This window comes from Nitrosarchaeum koreense MY1 (assembly GCF_000220175.1).
In the GTDB taxonomy this organism is placed as follows: domain Archaea; phylum Thermoproteota; class Nitrososphaeria; order Nitrososphaerales; family Nitrosopumilaceae; genus Nitrosarchaeum; species Nitrosarchaeum koreense.
This window is the reverse complement of the sequence record NZ_AFPU01000001.1, coordinates 93,689-110,227: the sequence shown is the minus strand read 5'-3', so window position 1 is coordinate 110,227 and position 16,539 is coordinate 93,689. Positions and strand designations below refer to the sequence as shown.

The 16,539-nt window shown below is 32.1% G+C and carries 17 protein-coding genes; 4 read left to right on the top strand and 13 right to left on the bottom strand.

Annotated elements, in window-relative coordinates:
• Nucleotides 1–33 precede the first annotated feature (33 nt).
• Entirely contained in the window at nucleotides 34–1,059 is a 1,026-nt protein-coding gene (locus tag MY1_RS00535) for an alcohol dehydrogenase catalytic domain-containing protein (RefSeq protein WP_007549493.1), read from the top strand.
• A 77-nt stretch (nucleotides 1,060–1,136) separates the two neighbouring features.
• On the opposite strand, the gene MY1_RS00530 is transcribed toward MY1_RS00535, so the two are convergent.
• Genes MY1_RS00530 through MY1_RS09625 form a run of 6 tightly spaced genes read right to left on the bottom strand, consistent with a single transcriptional unit; the run spans nucleotide 1,137 to nucleotide 5,990 of the window.
• Nucleotides 1,137–2,486 carry an alkaline phosphatase family protein gene (locus MY1_RS00530; RefSeq protein ID WP_007549492.1) on the bottom strand — a complete coding sequence of 450 codons (1,350 nt, stop codon included), beginning with the start codon at nucleotides 2,484–2,486 and terminating at the stop codon, nucleotides 1,137–1,139.
• Between the two features lie 49 nt (nucleotides 2,487–2,535).
• Nucleotides 2,536–3,366, bottom strand: a complete 831-nt coding sequence (locus tag MY1_RS00525) for a UbiA family prenyltransferase (RefSeq protein WP_157832747.1) — start codon at nucleotides 3,364–3,366, stop codon at nucleotides 2,536–2,538.
• Nucleotides 3,367–3,386: 20 nt separating this feature from the next.
• The gene (locus tag MY1_RS00520) at nucleotides 3,387–4,211 is read right to left on the bottom strand and encodes a sugar phosphate isomerase/epimerase family protein (protein WP_007549488.1); all 825 of its coding nucleotides are present in this window, start codon (nucleotides 4,209–4,211) and stop codon (nucleotides 3,387–3,389) included.
• A 9-nt stretch (nucleotides 4,212–4,220) separates the two neighbouring features.
• Nucleotides 4,221–5,015, bottom strand: coding sequence for a TatD family hydrolase (locus MY1_RS00515; RefSeq protein ID WP_048109287.1), 795 nt, complete (start codon nucleotides 5,013–5,015; stop codon nucleotides 4,221–4,223).
• Complete coding sequence (locus MY1_RS00510) at nucleotides 5,005–5,844, bottom strand: sugar phosphate isomerase/epimerase family protein (RefSeq protein WP_007549485.1); 840 nt, start codon at nucleotides 5,842–5,844, stop codon at nucleotides 5,005–5,007. The genes MY1_RS00515 and MY1_RS00510 overlap by 11 nt, the downstream gene beginning before the upstream one ends.
• Nucleotides 5,841–5,990 (bottom strand): hypothetical protein, encoded by a 150-nt coding sequence (locus tag MY1_RS09625; RefSeq protein WP_157832746.1) that lies wholly within the window; start codon nucleotides 5,988–5,990, stop codon nucleotides 5,841–5,843. Before MY1_RS09625 ends, MY1_RS00510 begins: the two co-directional genes overlap by 4 nt.
• 188 nt (nucleotides 5,991–6,178) lie before the next feature.
• On the opposite strand from MY1_RS09625, the gene MY1_RS00505 reads away from it, so the two are divergent.
• From MY1_RS00505 to MY1_RS00495, 3 genes are read left to right on the top strand one after another with little or no spacing between them, the layout of a single operon-like run.
• On the top strand, nucleotides 6,179–7,180 hold the full coding sequence (locus tag MY1_RS00505; RefSeq protein ID WP_007549483.1) for an SDR family NAD(P)-dependent oxidoreductase: 1,002 nt from the start codon (nucleotides 6,179–6,181) through the stop codon (nucleotides 7,178–7,180).
• Nucleotides 7,181–7,224: 44 nt separating this feature from the next.
• Nucleotides 7,225–8,004, top strand: a complete 780-nt coding sequence (locus tag MY1_RS00500; RefSeq protein ID WP_007549482.1) for a cytidylyltransferase domain-containing protein — start codon at nucleotides 7,225–7,227, stop codon at nucleotides 8,002–8,004.
• A complete protein-coding gene (locus MY1_RS00495; protein ID WP_007549481.1) occupies nucleotides 7,997–9,079 on the top strand; it encodes a DegT/DnrJ/EryC1/StrS family aminotransferase in 1,083 nt (360 codons plus the stop codon). The genes MY1_RS00500 and MY1_RS00495 overlap by 8 nt, the downstream gene beginning before the upstream one ends.
• A 3-nt stretch (nucleotides 9,080–9,082) precedes the next feature.
• Here MY1_RS00495 and MY1_RS00490 read toward each other — a convergent pair whose 3' ends face one another.
• The 7 genes from MY1_RS00490 to MY1_RS00460 all read right to left on the bottom strand — a co-directional run bounded on the left by MY1_RS00490 (nucleotide 9,083) and on the right by MY1_RS00460 (nucleotide 16,430).
• Nucleotides 9,083–9,817 carry an N-acetylneuraminate synthase family protein gene (locus tag MY1_RS00490; protein WP_007549480.1) on the bottom strand — a complete coding sequence of 245 codons (735 nt, stop codon included), beginning with the start codon at nucleotides 9,815–9,817 and terminating at the stop codon, nucleotides 9,083–9,085.
• Nucleotides 9,818–9,855: 38 nt separating this feature from the next.
• Nucleotides 9,856–10,740: an NAD-dependent epimerase/dehydratase family protein gene (locus MY1_RS00485; RefSeq protein WP_048109285.1), complete on the bottom strand. Its 885-nt coding sequence runs from the start codon at nucleotides 10,738–10,740 to the stop codon at nucleotides 9,856–9,858.
• Complete coding sequence (locus tag MY1_RS00480) at nucleotides 10,737–11,432, bottom strand: HAD family hydrolase (protein ID WP_048109283.1); 696 nt, start codon at nucleotides 11,430–11,432, stop codon at nucleotides 10,737–10,739. Before MY1_RS00480 ends, MY1_RS00485 begins: the two co-directional genes overlap by 4 nt.
• Nucleotides 11,429–12,496 (bottom strand): ATP-grasp domain-containing protein, encoded by a 1,068-nt coding sequence (locus MY1_RS00475; RefSeq protein WP_007549475.1) that lies wholly within the window; start codon nucleotides 12,494–12,496, stop codon nucleotides 11,429–11,431. The genes MY1_RS00480 and MY1_RS00475 overlap by 4 nt, the downstream gene beginning before the upstream one ends.
• Before the next feature lie 79 nt (nucleotides 12,497–12,575).
• The gene (locus MY1_RS00470; protein ID WP_007549474.1) at nucleotides 12,576–13,145 is read right to left on the bottom strand and encodes a GNAT family N-acetyltransferase; all 570 of its coding nucleotides are present in this window, start codon (nucleotides 13,143–13,145) and stop codon (nucleotides 12,576–12,578) included.
• A 47-nt stretch (nucleotides 13,146–13,192) separates the two neighbouring features.
• On the bottom strand, nucleotides 13,193–14,503 hold the full coding sequence (locus MY1_RS00465) for a PQQ-dependent sugar dehydrogenase (protein WP_007549472.1): 1,311 nt from the start codon (nucleotides 14,501–14,503) through the stop codon (nucleotides 13,193–13,195).
• A 70-nt stretch (nucleotides 14,504–14,573) separates the two neighbouring features.
• Nucleotides 14,574–16,430, bottom strand: coding sequence for a UDP-N-acetylglucosamine 2-epimerase (locus MY1_RS00460; RefSeq protein ID WP_007549470.1), 1,857 nt, complete (start codon nucleotides 16,428–16,430; stop codon nucleotides 14,574–14,576).
• Nucleotides 16,431–16,539: the final 109 nt, after the last annotated feature.

Below are 16,539 nucleotides of genomic sequence, written 5' to 3'. Positions count from 1 at the left end.
TAATGAAACACTTACAAAATTAATGATAAAATTATGAAATGCGTTAGAAAAGATCAAGCAACAGGAGTTAGTCTTGTAGATATCACAGAACCAGTATGTGGAGATAATGATGTATTAATAAAAATGAAATCATGTGGAATCTGCGGATCAGACTTGGGAAACATATTTGGTGATTCATGCAGACCATCATCCAAGCTTGGTCATGAAGTTGCAGGAATCATTGTAAAAAAAGGCAGTAACGTGAAAGAATTTGATTTAAACGATAGAGTGTTTGTACATCACCATTCTCCTTGTAATAACTGTCATTATTGCAAACATGGAAATCAGACGATGTGTGAAAAATATATTGAATGTTTAGAGCCTTGCGGAATGTCTGAAAAATTTTTGGTTCCTGAATGGAATATCAAACATGAAAGTTTAATTAAAATTCCAGACGCTATGAGTTTTGAAGAAGCGTCGCTAATCGAGCCGTTAGCATGTTGTATTAGGGCTTGGAAGAAACTTTCTTTCTTAAAAAATGATTCAGTATTGATATTTGGTGCAGGACCAATTGGCGTCATGCACGCAATGTTGGCAAAACACTACGGTTTTGGAAAGATATTTTGTGTAGACATTAATGAATTTCGATTAAATTTCTGCAAGGAAGCAAATATCGGAATTTCATTAAAAGGAGATGAATCAGACATTAGTGAAAAAATTAGTACACATACAAGTGATTTGGATTTGATTATAATTGCCACTTCACAGACAGAAGTTTTTCATAGTGCAATTAATTTAGTAAGAAAGGGAGGTACCATTCTTTTATTTGGTGAACCTAGTAAAGAATGTAATTTAAAAACTAATTTGAGTAAGATGTATTCTAAAGAGATTTCAATTATACCAAGTTATGCTGCTTCAACAGAAGAGATAAGAGAATCATTTGAAATTATAAATAATAAATCAATCAACGTCAGGCAGTTAGTAACACACAAAGTTCCCATTCAAAACATCACAAAAGCTCTGAATTATGCTAGATCGAGAGATGGTGTGATGAAAGTAATAATTACAAATGAATCATAATTTATAGAATTTATTCTATATGAGATTCTAAATATTTTTGGAACTGGATAAATGATCATGTTTTTTAAAAAAGATCATTACAAGATTGAATCATTTGGAAGATTGTAAGTACAGTTGAAGAATTTCAATATGGTTGGCGCTATTTGAGAGATATCTATAATATTAGTTTCTTTCTTTGGTTTAATAGACATTCCAAATATAGGTAAAGCGTCAGTATTTTCACCATCAAACACACCATGAGAACCTTTGATCAATGAAGTGTCATGAGAAATTCTTTTAGTTATTGGATCAAGAAACAATTCAAGCGGGTCATATCCAGGTTTTCGATGGATATCAACATTAAAAGTAAATGAGGGTGCAAGATTTTCATCTTCCCACCAATAATAATTGAACCAACAATCATCCTTTGCGTATAAAATCAACTCGCCACTTCTTGTGTGATTTATGTTTAATTTTATTTGAGATTCTTTATCAAGAATTCTTGCAATACTTTTTTCTTTTTTGAAAATTGAAGTAACGGCATCATCATAGCCAGGTTTTATAAAAATATGTGCTATCTGATGATCAACCATTGCAAATGCATTACTGTTTTCAAAATCAATGTATTCTTTTCCAAGTATATTTCGAGTGGAAAGCAATCCATTTTGACGTAAAAGTATGTTTGGGGACAAAGAGTGATTCACCTCATTAAATCCATATTCAGAGTGAATCATTATCTCATATTCATTGCCAAACTCATTGGCATCAAGAAAACCTATCAAATCCCCAATCATGTTATCAATCTCAATTAAACTCTGTTTGAATTCATTACTTTGAGGTCCATATTTTTGTGCAGAATAATCCAAATGAGGTAGATATACAAGGACTAGATCAGGTCTATGTTTTTTTATCGTATACGTTGATGCATTAATTATCCACTGACTAGACTTGATGGATGTAAATGGTCCCCAATACCATTTGAGATCAAATTCACCTAGATGTTGAGCAACTTCCTCATAGTAATTGAGAGGTTTTGAATAGCACCACATTACAGTTTTGTCTTCAAGATGAATTGGCTTGGGAGTAATAATAAAGTCAGAATTTGTGTAAAGAGAATTTTGCCAGAAAAGCACAGCTGTTTTTAATTTGGGATTTGCCTTCTTTAAAATATCCCAGATTCTTGGCTTTTGAACTAAACTGTCATACTGCTCCCAGAACGAAACTTGTTTTGTATCTCGATCATAGAAACCATTTGAAATGATACCATGATCTGCCGGATAGTATCCTGAAGTAATTGAAGACTGGACACTGCATGTTACTGCAGGAAAAGAAGGAATCATTGAAGAACAAAACCCATCAGTAAAAATTTTTGACAGGTTAGGAAGCAAAGTATCATTAATTGAATTTTTTGTTAATCCTACAACATTAATCACAATTAATTTTTTCATTTAGTTATTCAGAATATTTCTAACTTAAAAATAAACCATTCATACTAATTTATGTCAAGTATAATTTTCGTAAAGCAACATATGCCGGAAATATCATAGACAGCGTCACTACTGCAAAAATAACATTAGAAAAAGCCATAACTAAAATTGCATCTAAAATAGGGATTGAAAGTAGTTGAATCGTCACTATTTTTTGCGTGGTCATGGAAGATTTTTCTTTGATGACCATCCAAGGTAAATAATTAACTACAACAAACATTCCAAGAATTAGCCAATGAATAGATCCCTTGTCATGGATTAAAACGACAACATAAGATATGGTAAATAAAACAAAGATCAGATTAGTGATTTTTACTTTTCTTAGATAAATGGAACTCTCAGTTTTTGCAAGAATGCTAATTCCTGCTACAAAAATTGCAATTGGGATTGATATCCAGATAATGTCAAAATTAAAAAGGACTATACTGGAACCTAAAATAACATTCAGAAATCGTATGGATGAGAGATTTAAAATTCCAATGGTTTTAATATTTTTTAGTTTTATGTCATATGCCAAGATGAGAATTGTCATAATGACAGATATCATTACTGCTTGAAATCCAACAAAAGATGCAGAAATGTTTGCGGCAACAAACAATGTAATGCCAAGACACAGTGCTACTTTTCTTGATATTTTTCCTGAGGGAAGAGGCCTGTTTGGTCGTTCATTTTTATCTATATTGTAATCAAAATAATCATTTAGCGTCATTCCAGCTAAAAATAAAAAACCTGAAGCTGCAAGAAGTGGAAATAGATTAAACCAATCTACAACAAATTCTGAATATATAAAAAAACCTAAAAGAATATTTGAAAAAGCAGTAAAAATACCTGGAAAGCGCACTAGCTGAAAATATGATTTCATCATTTCAGATTAAGAGAATGTATAAACTGCATTGCCTCTTTAGCAGCGTTTTCTGGATTATCTAGATAAGGGTATAATTCGATTGTAATGTAATTTTTATAATTAATATCACTAATTGCATCAAAAACCTTTTTGAGATCAATTACGCCATGACCAGGGATCAGATGTTTGTGTTCTCGTGATTCTGCAATGTCTTCTAGATGAATGTGAGATATGAAATCTGCAAGTGTTTTAATTAATTTATCTGGTCTTTCACCTACACAAAAAAAATGACCTACATCAAAATTTAGACCAATGTATTTAGTATTAAAGCGAGACATAAAATTTAGAAATTGTGATGAATTTTCTATTAACAATCCAGGTTCAGGTTCAATCAAAAGTTTTACATTGTTTTTTTCTGCTACAGGAATGACTTCATTTAAGCCATCATAAAATAATTCTAGCCCTTCTTTTTCAGATAATCCCAAAAGTGGCCCCCCAGGCTCTGTAGAAACTGTTTTTACGCCAAGTTTTGAGGCTAATTCAATGCAATATTTGGTATGTTGTATTCGAATATTACGTTCTTTTTGATTTTTTTCGATCCATGATGGATGATGAAAGTCATTTACGGCACACATCATAAATCCATTTAGATTAGAAATCTTCATTTGATTTTCTTGCAGTATTTTTTTAATTGAATCTATTTTTTCAGCAGACAGTGGAGGAAATGCATGTGGTGTATCACACATCAATTCAATTGCATCATATCCTACAGAAGAAATTGAACGAATACTATCTTCAATGGAATAATTTCGATATGCATTTGTGCTAAAGGATAATTTCATGCAATTAATCTATAATGGAACATAATTTTTTGATTGTTTAAAAAAATTATTTGGGTTATGAAAAAGTAATTGCTCAATCTCGTTTTTACTAAAACCGTCTTTTTCCATTTGGATTGCAGTTTTAGGCACACTTAGAGGATCAGATACTCCCCAATCTGCAGAGCTGTTGATCAAAATCCTATCTGTACCATATTTTTTTAACATATTAACTGCTCTTATGGAGCTCACTTTGGTATATGGGTAGACAGTAATTCCTGCAATCACATCATAAGACAAAGAAAGTTCGATTGTCTCTTCAGTGTTATGATCAATAATAATTCTTGATTTTGTGGCATTGCAATTTTTTATAATATCAAATGTTTTTTTTATCCCTTCCACTTTGTTGATATGTGGGGTATGAATAATAACTGGCATTTTAAGCTCTTCAGCCATTACCAATTGTCGCGCAAACACTTTTTCTTCTTCCTTAGTAATCATATCAAATCCTATCTCACCAACTGCTACAACCCCTTCTTTACTAAGATAGTTAGCCATAACATCTAATGATTCATTTGCAAGTTGTGAGTTATTGGCCTCTTTTGGGTTTACAGAAATGGCACAATAATGATTTATACCAAATTCTCTAGCTCTCGCTCGTTCAAAATTTATCAGATACTCCCAATAATCAATCAGGGTTTTTGATGAAGTACGTGCTTGCCCAAGCCAAAATGAAGGTTCGATAACAGTCTTAATCCCAGATAGAATCATTTTTTCATAATCATCTGTTGTTCTAGAATACATGTGAACATGTGGATCAATAAACATGATTTAACATCAAATTCTTTAGGTATGTAAAAGTAATCTTTGCGGCATACTCTGGATTTTTTGAATATGTGTAAAGTTCTGCTGTAAGAGATCCCTCATAATTGATTTCTTTTAGTGATCTGTACATGGCAGAAAAATCAATGCTGCCCAAACCTGGAATTAAATGAAAGTGAATATTGTTTTTGCAGTCACTTATGTGAGTATGAATGATTTTTTTCCGAAATTTTTTAATAATTTTAGATATGTCCTCGCCTAAAACAGCTGCGTGGCACACATCAAGATTTAATCCAACGTTATTGAACTGAGAAATAACATGATATACATCGTCTGAGTTCTCAATTAACAATCCTGGTTCGTATTCTATTGCTATTGAGATATTTTTTGTCTCTGCAAATGATGCAAGTTCAGTTAAAGATTTTTTAAAAGTACGCAGACAAGTTTGTTTTTCGGATTTAGTTGAAATTCCCGAAGTGAGGCATATGCTAGGAGATTCTAGTTCGTCAGCTAATTCGATTGCCTTTTTAGTATAGTTTAATCGCCATTGTCTGAGTTTTTCATTTTTGTTTGAAAGTGACGGTTCAAATTTTTCTATTACAGTATTGTTGTCATACCAGCCTACCACAGTATTGGCATTTAGGTTTGCTATTTCAATTTTATTTTTTTTAATGCAGTTTTTTATTTCAGACAAATATTTTTCATTTAATGGTAAGAAAGCGTGAGGTGTGTCAAGAACTAGTTCTACTCCATCATACCCAATATCAGATATGGTATCTATACCATGTAACAACGATTTTTCAGTAAATGCGTTTGTACTAAACCCAGTCTTCAATTATTTTTCATAAGAGATTCTAGTAAATTTTCCTTTGCTTTTGTGATTCTTTTTGGATCAATGTATGAATTTGGAAACATTATCTTAGCTGCTTCCCATACCAAATTCTCTATCATGGTCATTTTGTTATGCTCTTCTTTTGACATACAGAGTAAATTTATTTGAATCTTTTAACTTTTTCATTTTTTAAACAACGTAAATCACATTACTTTTGTTGCAGTATGTAGACCAGATGCAATTTGTAAATGCTTTCTGTGATAGAATATGAGACATGTTCACAAGACTATTGTGTAGAAGGTAAGATTATTTAACACAAGTTTTCCACAAATTCATTATGAATGAACTAAAGGGCAAGAAAATTCTCATCACAGGTGGAACTGGTTCTTTGGGACAGGCTTTAACAAAAAGACTGTTAAAATCAGAAGTTGATGTTATCCGCATTTTTAGTAGAAATGAAAACAAACAGGTTATGATGCAATCAGAGTTAAATGATGATAGGCTAAGATATTTGATTGGAGATATTAGAGATGCTCCGAGATTACAGAGAGCATTAGAAGATATAGATATTGTATTTCATGCAGCTGCGCTAAAACATGTACCAGTGGTTGAATACAATCCATTTGAAGCAATCAATACAAATGTCATAGGATCTCGCAATGTCATTGAGGCATGTCTTCATGAAGATGTAGAGATTGCAGTAGGGGTAGGTACTGACAAGGCTGTATCGCCTCTAAACACATACGGGGCAACAAAGCTACTAATGGAGAAATTATTTGTTACAGCAAGTAATTACTTGGATAAAAAACGTCACAAGACAAAATTCATAGCTCTGAGATATGGCAATGTTTTAGGAAGTAGTGGTTCGGTTATTCCCAAGTTTATTCAACAGATAAAATCAAAACAAAAACTTACCATTACAAGTCCAGAGATGACACGATTCAGTATCACTATGGAGGAGGCCCTGGATTTTATTTTATCTTCCACATTTGCAGGAAAAGGTTCAGAAATTTTTGTGCCAAAATTAAAAGCATATACAATTGAAACAGTCAAAGAATCATTACAAGAACTACTTGGAAATACAGGCGAAGAAAAAATACCTGTAAGACAGGGAGAAAAATACCATGAGACATTGATAAACGCAGATGAACTTCGAAATACTTTGGAAGGCAATACAAGATACATGATACTTCAGCGTTCACTTTCTGATGATGAAATTAGGCAAAAATATCCGAATATGAAAAGAACTGCATTGACTGAATCATACTCATCAGATAAAGTGGAACTGATTAAAAAAGACACATTAAAAGAACTTATTGGAAAATCTGATTTACTTTAAATGAAACATCTCCCCAGTTTTCAAAAAAATATGCTGATTACAACATGATTGGATGTATAATTCAAGCAAGAACTGGCTCTTCACGATTACCTGGTAAAGCAATGAAATTACTAGACAAAAAAAACACTATTCTTCACTATGTTGTAAGTCAGCTTCAACACTCTGAATTACTAGATGACATTGTAATTGCAACAACAGATCTTGAAGAAGACAACATAATTGCAAAATTTGCGCAAGAAAATGAATTCAAATGTTTTAGAGGCTCTGAAAAAGATGTTTTAGATAGGCATTATCAGTGTGCAAAAAAATTTGCATTTTCCACAATTGTTAGAATTCCATCAGATAAACCACTGATAGATCCTCAGATAGTAGATGATGTCATTAAAGTTTTTTTAAAGTCTAAATATGATTATGTTTCAAATTTTCTTCCATATACTTTTCCATATGGAACAGAAGTGGAAGTGTTTTCTTTTGAAGCGTTAGAGAAAACTTGGAAGATGGCAAAATTGCCATCAGAGCGGGAACATGTTACGCCTTACATTTACAATCATAAAGATGAGTTTAAGATATTCAATGTCACCAGTTCAAAGGATCTTTCACATTTAAGATGGGAAGTAGACAGAGAAAAGGATTTAGAACTAGTAAAAATAATTGTGGAACGCATCAAAAATAGACCTATACTCCTTAAGGATATAATGAACTTGTACTCGGAGGAACCAACCTTGTTTAATATGAACAAAAATGATAATCCAAATGAAGGCTACTTGAAATCATTAAAAGAAGATAAAGAGTTTGTCAAAAAAGAGAAAAGCAAACATGGCTAAAAAAATCAAACTATTTGATCCATCAGTTGGAACTAAAGAGCAACAGGTTACTCAGCAAGTTCTAAAAAGTCATTTCTGGGCATCTGGTGCAGGTATAGGTCATGTTAAAAAATTTGAAGATTCATTTAGAAAATTTATTGACTCAGATAATTGTGTTGCAGTAAATAGTGGGACAGCTGCGCTGAATCTTGCTTTATCATTAATAGATCTAAAAGGAAAAGAGGTAATAGTTCCATCACTTACGTTTGTTGCTACTGTAAATGCAATTCTTCTGAATGGTGGAAAACCAGTATTTGCTGATGTAAAACATGATACCATGTGTATTGATCCTCATCATATTGAAAAGCTAATTACCAAAAAAACCAAGGTAATTCTACCTGTTCATTACGCAGGAATGCCATGCGATTTAGATAAGATTCAACAAATGTGTAAGAAAAATGATCTCATATTGATTGAGGATGCTGCACATGCATCTGGAGCCAAATTTATGGGCAAAAGGATTGGAAGTCATGGAGATATAGTATGTTTTAGTTTCCATCCAGTAAAGAATTTGGCAATGCCAACTGGCGGATTAATTGCAATCAATTCAGAACATCGAAAGATGAGAGATGTTTTGCTGGCACGTAGATGGTGTGGCATAACAAACAGAAATAATTTTGAATATGATGTAAAGGAAGTTGGATGGAATTATTACATGAATGAGATTTCAGCAGCCATAGGTTTGGTTCAGCTGAAAAAACTGGATGCCATGAACAGAACTAGACGACAAATAGCCAAACGATATTCAAAAGAAATCAACTTGGAAAGAAAAATGCCTTTTGATGAAAATTGTAGCTATCATCTTTACTGGTTAATGGTGAAAAACAGAAAAAAATTCATGGAAAAAATGTTTAACGCAGGAATAGAAACAGGCATTCATTATAGACCTGTTCATACGATGTCTTTGTATAAAAAAAATATTTCATTACCTATTACTGAAACTGCGGGCAAGGGGATAGTTTCAATACCTATTCATCAAAATCTGTCAGATGCGGAAGTTGACAGAATTATCAGAACAGTAAATCAAAATGTGTGAAATTTAGTTGAGATTTGCTTTTTCAATAAGCCTAATGTGAGAAATCAGATCTGCCAGTTTTTGTGTATCAATTGACGTTTCTGCATCAGGTCCTTTGGAATTTTTTGATTTGACATGTTTTTCAATAAGTATGTTCTTAGATCCTTGTTGTTTCTTTAAAATAGTATACACTATTGGTGCCGTAATCCCTATAGTGTGATCTGAAAATCCGTCATATCTGATTGCATCTGTCCAGTTAATTTTCTTAAACTCTAGAGGATATTCAGAGATGCAATAACAGAAAGTGATCTTGTTTTTACCAAATATTTTTTTTATTAGATTTTTATCACCGCCCATCCCCATACTGATTATCACTGGTTTTTTGGTTGATGCTTTAAGATTCAACGTTTCCTTTGAGTATGGATCTTTGAACAAGCATGTTCTTGATGCAACTTTGTACCGTTTGACACCTAGTTTTTCAAGAAAATTTATTGCTTCAGGATAAAACGCACTGCATAGAAATTCAATGCCGATTGAATCGGCTACCTTTTTTAGTTTTTTTACTTTATCAAATGTTAGTTCTGATTTTTTGATGACTTTCCACTGAGGATGAGTTGGAGAATACAAATCACGTGCACGCCACATCTGAAACTTTACTACATCTGCTCCTGCCTTTTTACATTCTTTTATAATTTTGATTCCCTTTGGTACACTGCCTTCCCAGTTAGAACCAATCTCTGCTATTACTGTCGTTTTCAATATGAATTATACCAACATTCAAGATTTATTTGTTGTAATTAAAGAAAGTCATCCTTTGAAACGATGTTTTTGTGTATCTCTTTCAGTGTTTTTTTATCTAGTTGAACAGACGGTGTAAAATCAAGTTCTCTTTTTGCTTTAGAAATATCATAAAAAAGATGGTTAGCTTCTTTGTCTATGACTGCGTTAGTTGTACGTATTCTAATAACTTGAGAAATTTTATCGGCTATGTCATTTGCTGTTATGGGTTTGCCAGAGGCAATATTATAGATGCCAAATTTTGATTTAGACTTGTAAGCTAAGGAGATAGCTTTGCATACATCCCTAACATGAACAAAATCCATTAGTTGTAACCCATTTTTGTAACGATGGATTTCAATGTCTTTGTTATTTACACTCTTTATCATCATAGTAGGTATGATGTATTTAGAAGATTGACCTGGACCATATACTGACGATAGTCGTAAAATTTGGATTGAGAGATCATATGTATTGTGATACATTTTGCATATTTCTTCGCAGATCAACTTGGACAAAGCGTAATTATTTATCGGATTTTTGGGATGATCTTCATCAATTGGAAGATATACTGATTTGCCATATACTAGTTGTGAGGATGAAAAAACTATTTTTGCAACATTAGTTTCTGCACAACATTCCAAAATATTTGCAGTGCTAACACAGTTTTTGACGAACATGTCAAATGGGGTACTTTCTTCAAGAGAGGCTGCCAAATGAATTACCACATCATATTTGTTTTTCTTCATATGTCTAGCAAGTTTTTGTTTGTCAGATAATGAAATTTGAAAAATATTTTGTGATTTTTTAGAACGGGACAGACCGTGAACATTGTTGTTTCTTGACAAATACTTCATAAGGTGTGAGCCAATAAAACCAGATGCACCAGTAACAAGAATTTTCATTTTAACACCAGTAATTGTATTTGTTGTTTTAGATCAATCATGTTACTAATTCTAGTTATATCAAGATCTGATTCTTTGTTCAAATAATCATTTTCTACATAAACAAAGTGTATTTTTAGCAAAGTTGCAGCTTCCAAGTCTTCAGAAGAATTTCCAACATACAGTACTCTCTGCGGATCAATGTGCTCATCTTTTATTATCTGTTTTAGCAAACTTGTCTTTATCAAGACACGATTTGATCTGACTATATTATCAATGACAAACCCCAGATCATGCATAAAATATGTTGTAAAAAAATAACTGTCAATTTTATTATATTTCAAAAATGATTTTACCATTTGTTTATTTTTGCGTGCAGAACATAAAATGCATTTTATTTTCTTTCTCTTTAAAAGAGATAAAATTGGTATCACATGTTTTTTGAGTTGTAGATGGTACATTGATTTTGAATCGCTCAAAAATGTGTCTCTTTTTGATAGAAAATCACTCAGGAGGTTAGATTTTCCGATTTTTTTAAGATGTTTTTGCATAATATCTCTTGCCAGCAACCCCTTTTTTCGTGAAGAAGATATCATTTTAAGCGAAGGTGGATGTATGCCAAGATTTTTACATGGTATTTCAAATGCCTTAAAATCCAACAATCTATTATCAGTTATTGTATCATCAAAATCTAAGATGATTAGGTTGATCATATCTTTGGAATCTTCTCTATATCGTCTTGTGTGATAAATTTTTCTTGAAGATCTCTTAGAACAAAACCTACTTCATAATTTAGTTGTTGAGGTATTTCCCCAAATAATCTATATCTACAGAGAATGTCAGGTTCATTACAACCTACCAAACTTCTGGAACCAGTTGTGCCAGAAAATCTTGGATTTATTTCAAAAGGAAGTATTCCATCTTTGGTTTTTCTGCACTGTATGTTAATTGGACCATCTGTAGCTAGTACTTTTGCAATAGATTCTCCAGCTTTTCTCACTTCAGTGAATTCGTTGAATTCACCCTGGGAAATTCCAGAGGATATCACATATTTTTTATCATTGTTTTGTCCCTTAGTAATTTGTCGGGTAGATAATCCACCTTCCAAAAGTCTTTTCATCGCAATTGATGTCATCAATTTGCCATTGTCTGCATAAAGAATTCCAATGGTGTATTCGGCTTCATAATCACCAACATATTCCTGAATTATTGCCTCACTTCCATGTTTTAACAAATAGTTTCCAAAAAATTTTGCCTCATTCTCATCATGAGCAAGAAATACATTTCTTGATCCTGCTCCACTTCGTGGTTTTATAACAACAGGGTATTGCTCTATTTGTTTAATTGTTGAATCATTCTCAAAAAGTATTGATTTAGGGCAAGGGATTCCTTTTGAGGTAAGGAAATTTGTCAGATTTAATTTGTCTTTGCATGTTTGTATTGTTTCCCAAGGATTGGTAAGTACTGTGATATTTTTTTCAGAGAATAGTTTTTTATTTTTAGATATAATTTCTGTTTCTGGTTCGGAGCCTGGTACTATCACCTGCACTTTCTCTTTTGAACATATGTTTTGGATACTAGTGAGGTATTTCTCAGAATTTGCTTCTGGAACAATGTATCTATGTGAAGTTTCAAACAGACCTACGCTTTTTGCTGAAGCGTCAGTTGCAACAATTTTGTAGTTATGTGGTGCAATTTTGAATGCTTTGATTATTTCACGCCCAAGACTGCCTCCACCTACTCCTGTCACAAGAACACAAACATCAGAATTGTTCATAATTATATCATGTCCTCTTACTACATGTCAATCTTTTGATCAAAGTTCAATTCTGATCAATGATGGAACGATAAATAAATCAACTTTTAACATTCTTTACACAAGAATGAATTAGTACGTCAACTAAGGTTTCATGTATACGTTTTTGTTGTTTTAGTCGTTTTTCAAGTAGAAATCCATTCTTTTCTAAAATGGAGATATGTACGGGTCTAATATCATATGTTTCAGTGAAAATTCTAGTAAAATTAAGCTCATCAAATGCCAATTCAAAGATTAGATGTAAAAAAGATGTAAAATCGTTTTCATATGTGTTAGGATCAGACGTTCTGTTGGTATCTACAAGAAAAGATAATTCTGCATTCTTAGTTGTCCAATCAATATTGGTCAAACCTCCATAACCAATACAGAAATCATTATGTAGAAAGCTGAATAGCATCAAGATAGGTTTCTTGTCACTAAAAGATTTTTTTATTACTTGATTGTAATAATTAATTTGCTGCTCTCTTGTAATTGGTTTTTCTTGTCGTAAAATATCTATTTGTTCATTTCTCCAATTCTTAATTGACTGGATATCTTCTTCACGTAATGGAATTAATTTATAATTTTCAAAGACATAATTCTGTTTTTTTAAAATGTTATATTGATTCAACTTATCTCCTTATTGAAAAATTATCTTGAACACACCTATCAATCATATTATTTTGGTAGGATTTTGTAAATAGAATTATCTGTGATAGAAACAACATATAACAATCCATCAGATCCCATTTCGACGTCTGTAATGCAACCAAATCCTGTTCCAAATACTATTTCATCAAGGGATTCAAAGTCTTTTTGCCCACTTTCTATAGTTAAGTTGGCTATATGATCTTGTAAGTGATCTGTATCAAATATGAGTTGATTACGGTCTTCATTTAATTTGAATTTGAAGAGCTGTCCAAAGTTACATGTACCTACAAGCATCTCATTTTTGTACTTAGAAAACAGTTCAGAATCGATAAATGTTAAACCTGTTGGAGTCACTGTTCTTTCCCAGCTAAATTGAGGATCATTATACTGAAAATCTCCTAAGGGTGGAATTTCTGATATTTGTTTTTCTGTAGCAGGACCCATTACAACTGCCCAACCACTGTTAAATTTTGGCAACACCAAATTAATTTCGTCAAAATTCTCAGGACCGTTTTCAGTATCCCACATATTTCCAGTCATTGGATCTATTGCCAAACCAAAACTGTTTCTGATTCCTATAGCATAATAATGCGATAAAGGATCTTTAGCCAATTTTGGCTGTATCACATTGTTATCTAATCCAACATGCACTATTACACCACTGTCATCTATCTCTCCTTTTTCATGGTTTTGTAGAAGTGTAAATTCATTTTTGGTGTCTGGTCTTCCTCCTCCCATCTGATCACCTATTACCACATAAACAATTCCTTCCTTGTTTACTGTCATTCCGCCTCCGTTGTGCCAAGATGATTCACTTGAAAGTGTATTTATTAAAACAGGATTGTTCAGGGTATTACCATCCCATGTGTATGCATAAACATTGTTGGCAAATGTTTGTCCTCCATCTTTTTCAGCTTCAGTAAAATAAAGATAAACTGTTGAATCTAATACAGCAATTCCCAACAAACCAGACTCGTTATTGGTACCAACTTCAACATCAAGAACTGGTTCAGGTTGAAGAATTCCTTCTCTTACAAGTCTGACCTTTCCTTGATTTTTTTCAAGAACCAGTATATCATTTCCAATAAAAGCCATTTGGGTTGGCTGATTTAATCCAGTTACAAATTCTTCGACTCTGAAGTTGTCATCGATGACTTGTGCTTTTAGTGGTACCCCAATGCTTCGTTCTGTCGTACGTGTTAATTCTTGGGTAAAATCCTTCAATGATCTTATCGGTTCTAACACTTCATTAGGTAACATAGATGGTGCCTTGTATGCAATTGCACCAAAAATCAAAATTGGTATTATGATAAGAGGTATGATTATTTTTTTCTTCATTTTTCTTCAATGATGATCATCAAATTATCCTAGTATTTAGATTATTATTCAAACAACAAAAATATCAAGTTCAGGCTTTGTTATTCATACTTTCAAGAAATTTTAGAAGTGATTCAGATGATGTTCCTTGATTAACTAAGTATGAATCAACAAATTCAGTTCCTTTCAATATAACTTGATTTTGGAAATCATTAGAATTTATGACATTTGTAACCCATTCATCCAAGTCATTGATATTTATTCTCTGACATAGATTTGATTTGAAAGGCTCTGGAGTTCCATAATAATCCCTCAAGAAAACAGATATGACAGGTTTTTTCATTGCTTGGGCCTCCAAAATTACAGTACTCATATCTGTCACAATTACTAAGGAACTAGATTTTATTAGTGGACGTATGTCTCCGCTTTTGATAACCGTTATTGTAGGATCAATTTGTTTTGCTATTTCTTCCTCGTTAGTGCTTTTTTGAGGGTGTGTTTTTATCACTAATCGTTTATTTTGTTTGGAAGCTATTTCATAGACTTTTTTTATCATTGACTCATATGTTTCCATAAATTCAGTAGTCAATTCATGTGGATACATGAATGCGTATGGATCAGTTGCAAGAAGAATAGAATCTTGAAAGATGGCAGGTTTGATCATGTTATTGAAGATAGGATCAAAAAACGTACTACCAATTTCAGATATTTTATTTTTATCTAATCCATTTTCTACCAAATATTCTTTGAATTTTGGACCCCAGACTAATATTATATCAGATGTTTTTGGGATGACTCCATAGAATTTGTTTTTAGTTATCAATTCTGGAGAATCAGAATACAACCCATGTTGAAGAAGAATTATAGGGATTTTGAGTTTTTTTGCCAATGAAATCATAATTTGTTCCAATAAACCAGTTTCACTCCAAATCAAAACTGCAGAAAATTGATATTTTTTTAATATCTTTTCGGCAAGTTCAAATTCTTTGGATGCATCAAGAAATCTTTTTTCACATATGTTTACAAACTCTGTTTTAATTCCAGACCAAAATGACTGGTTATCAAATGAAAAAAAAGATGATAGTAGCTGTTCTTTCATCATAATCTGATCGATTATTTTATTGCAAAAATCTTGGTTTTGAGTTATCCTCAAGTCCATGGATTTGTCATTTAATGTCGAATAATTTTCTAACATACAGTGTGATTGTTTGATGATTGAATAAGATTCAATATTCCACACTGCAGATGTTCGCCGATCGTATTTTATTACATTTAATTGAAAATTTGGAATTGATTGTAGTAAGGATTTGTATTTAATTGTTGTAAAGTCTATCAACAAGACATTATTACAATTTGGTTTGAATTGATTTTTTTTGATTAAGCCTTGACTTAGTTTTTCCAGTATTTTTTGGATTTTTTGTACATTTGATGTATTAAGAGTTAGTGTTAATTGTTTTCCGCCTATTTTTACAGGAACATCTATTTTATTATAAATTGATAATTGTTCCTTAACATTACCAACAAGTTCTACGTTGGCAGACAAAGATGAAATTATCGGAAAAAGTGAGTGCGACACAAGAAATTTTGAATTTGGAAACTTGGTAAATATTCGTTTAATTTCTAAAAATCGTTTTAAAAAAGAAATGAGAAATTCTTGGAATTCTATGTAGAATAATTCACCGAGATTAATGTCTTTAAAAGAGAGAATTTCTTTTATTTCAGGCAATAAATACCAACGAGCATAGATCATAGAATGCTTCAAAATATCATCTAAATCACTTCGGGAAACATACTGATCAGATACTTGATGTCCGATCTTATTGTGTAATAGTAGATGATGAATTGTATTATCAAAAGTGATTATTTTGGAATCGTTGTTGGATTTTAGAAATTGATCTGTATTGACTGTAGAGTCTATTAGAAATATCTGTGTAGAAAAATCACTCATAAATCAAGACTCATCTCTTTATATAATAAGATCAATAGGATTACTATTTTTTAGCATTAATGTATTTTAACCAATTATAAGTGTAAAATCTAGGAATGGAGTGTAATTA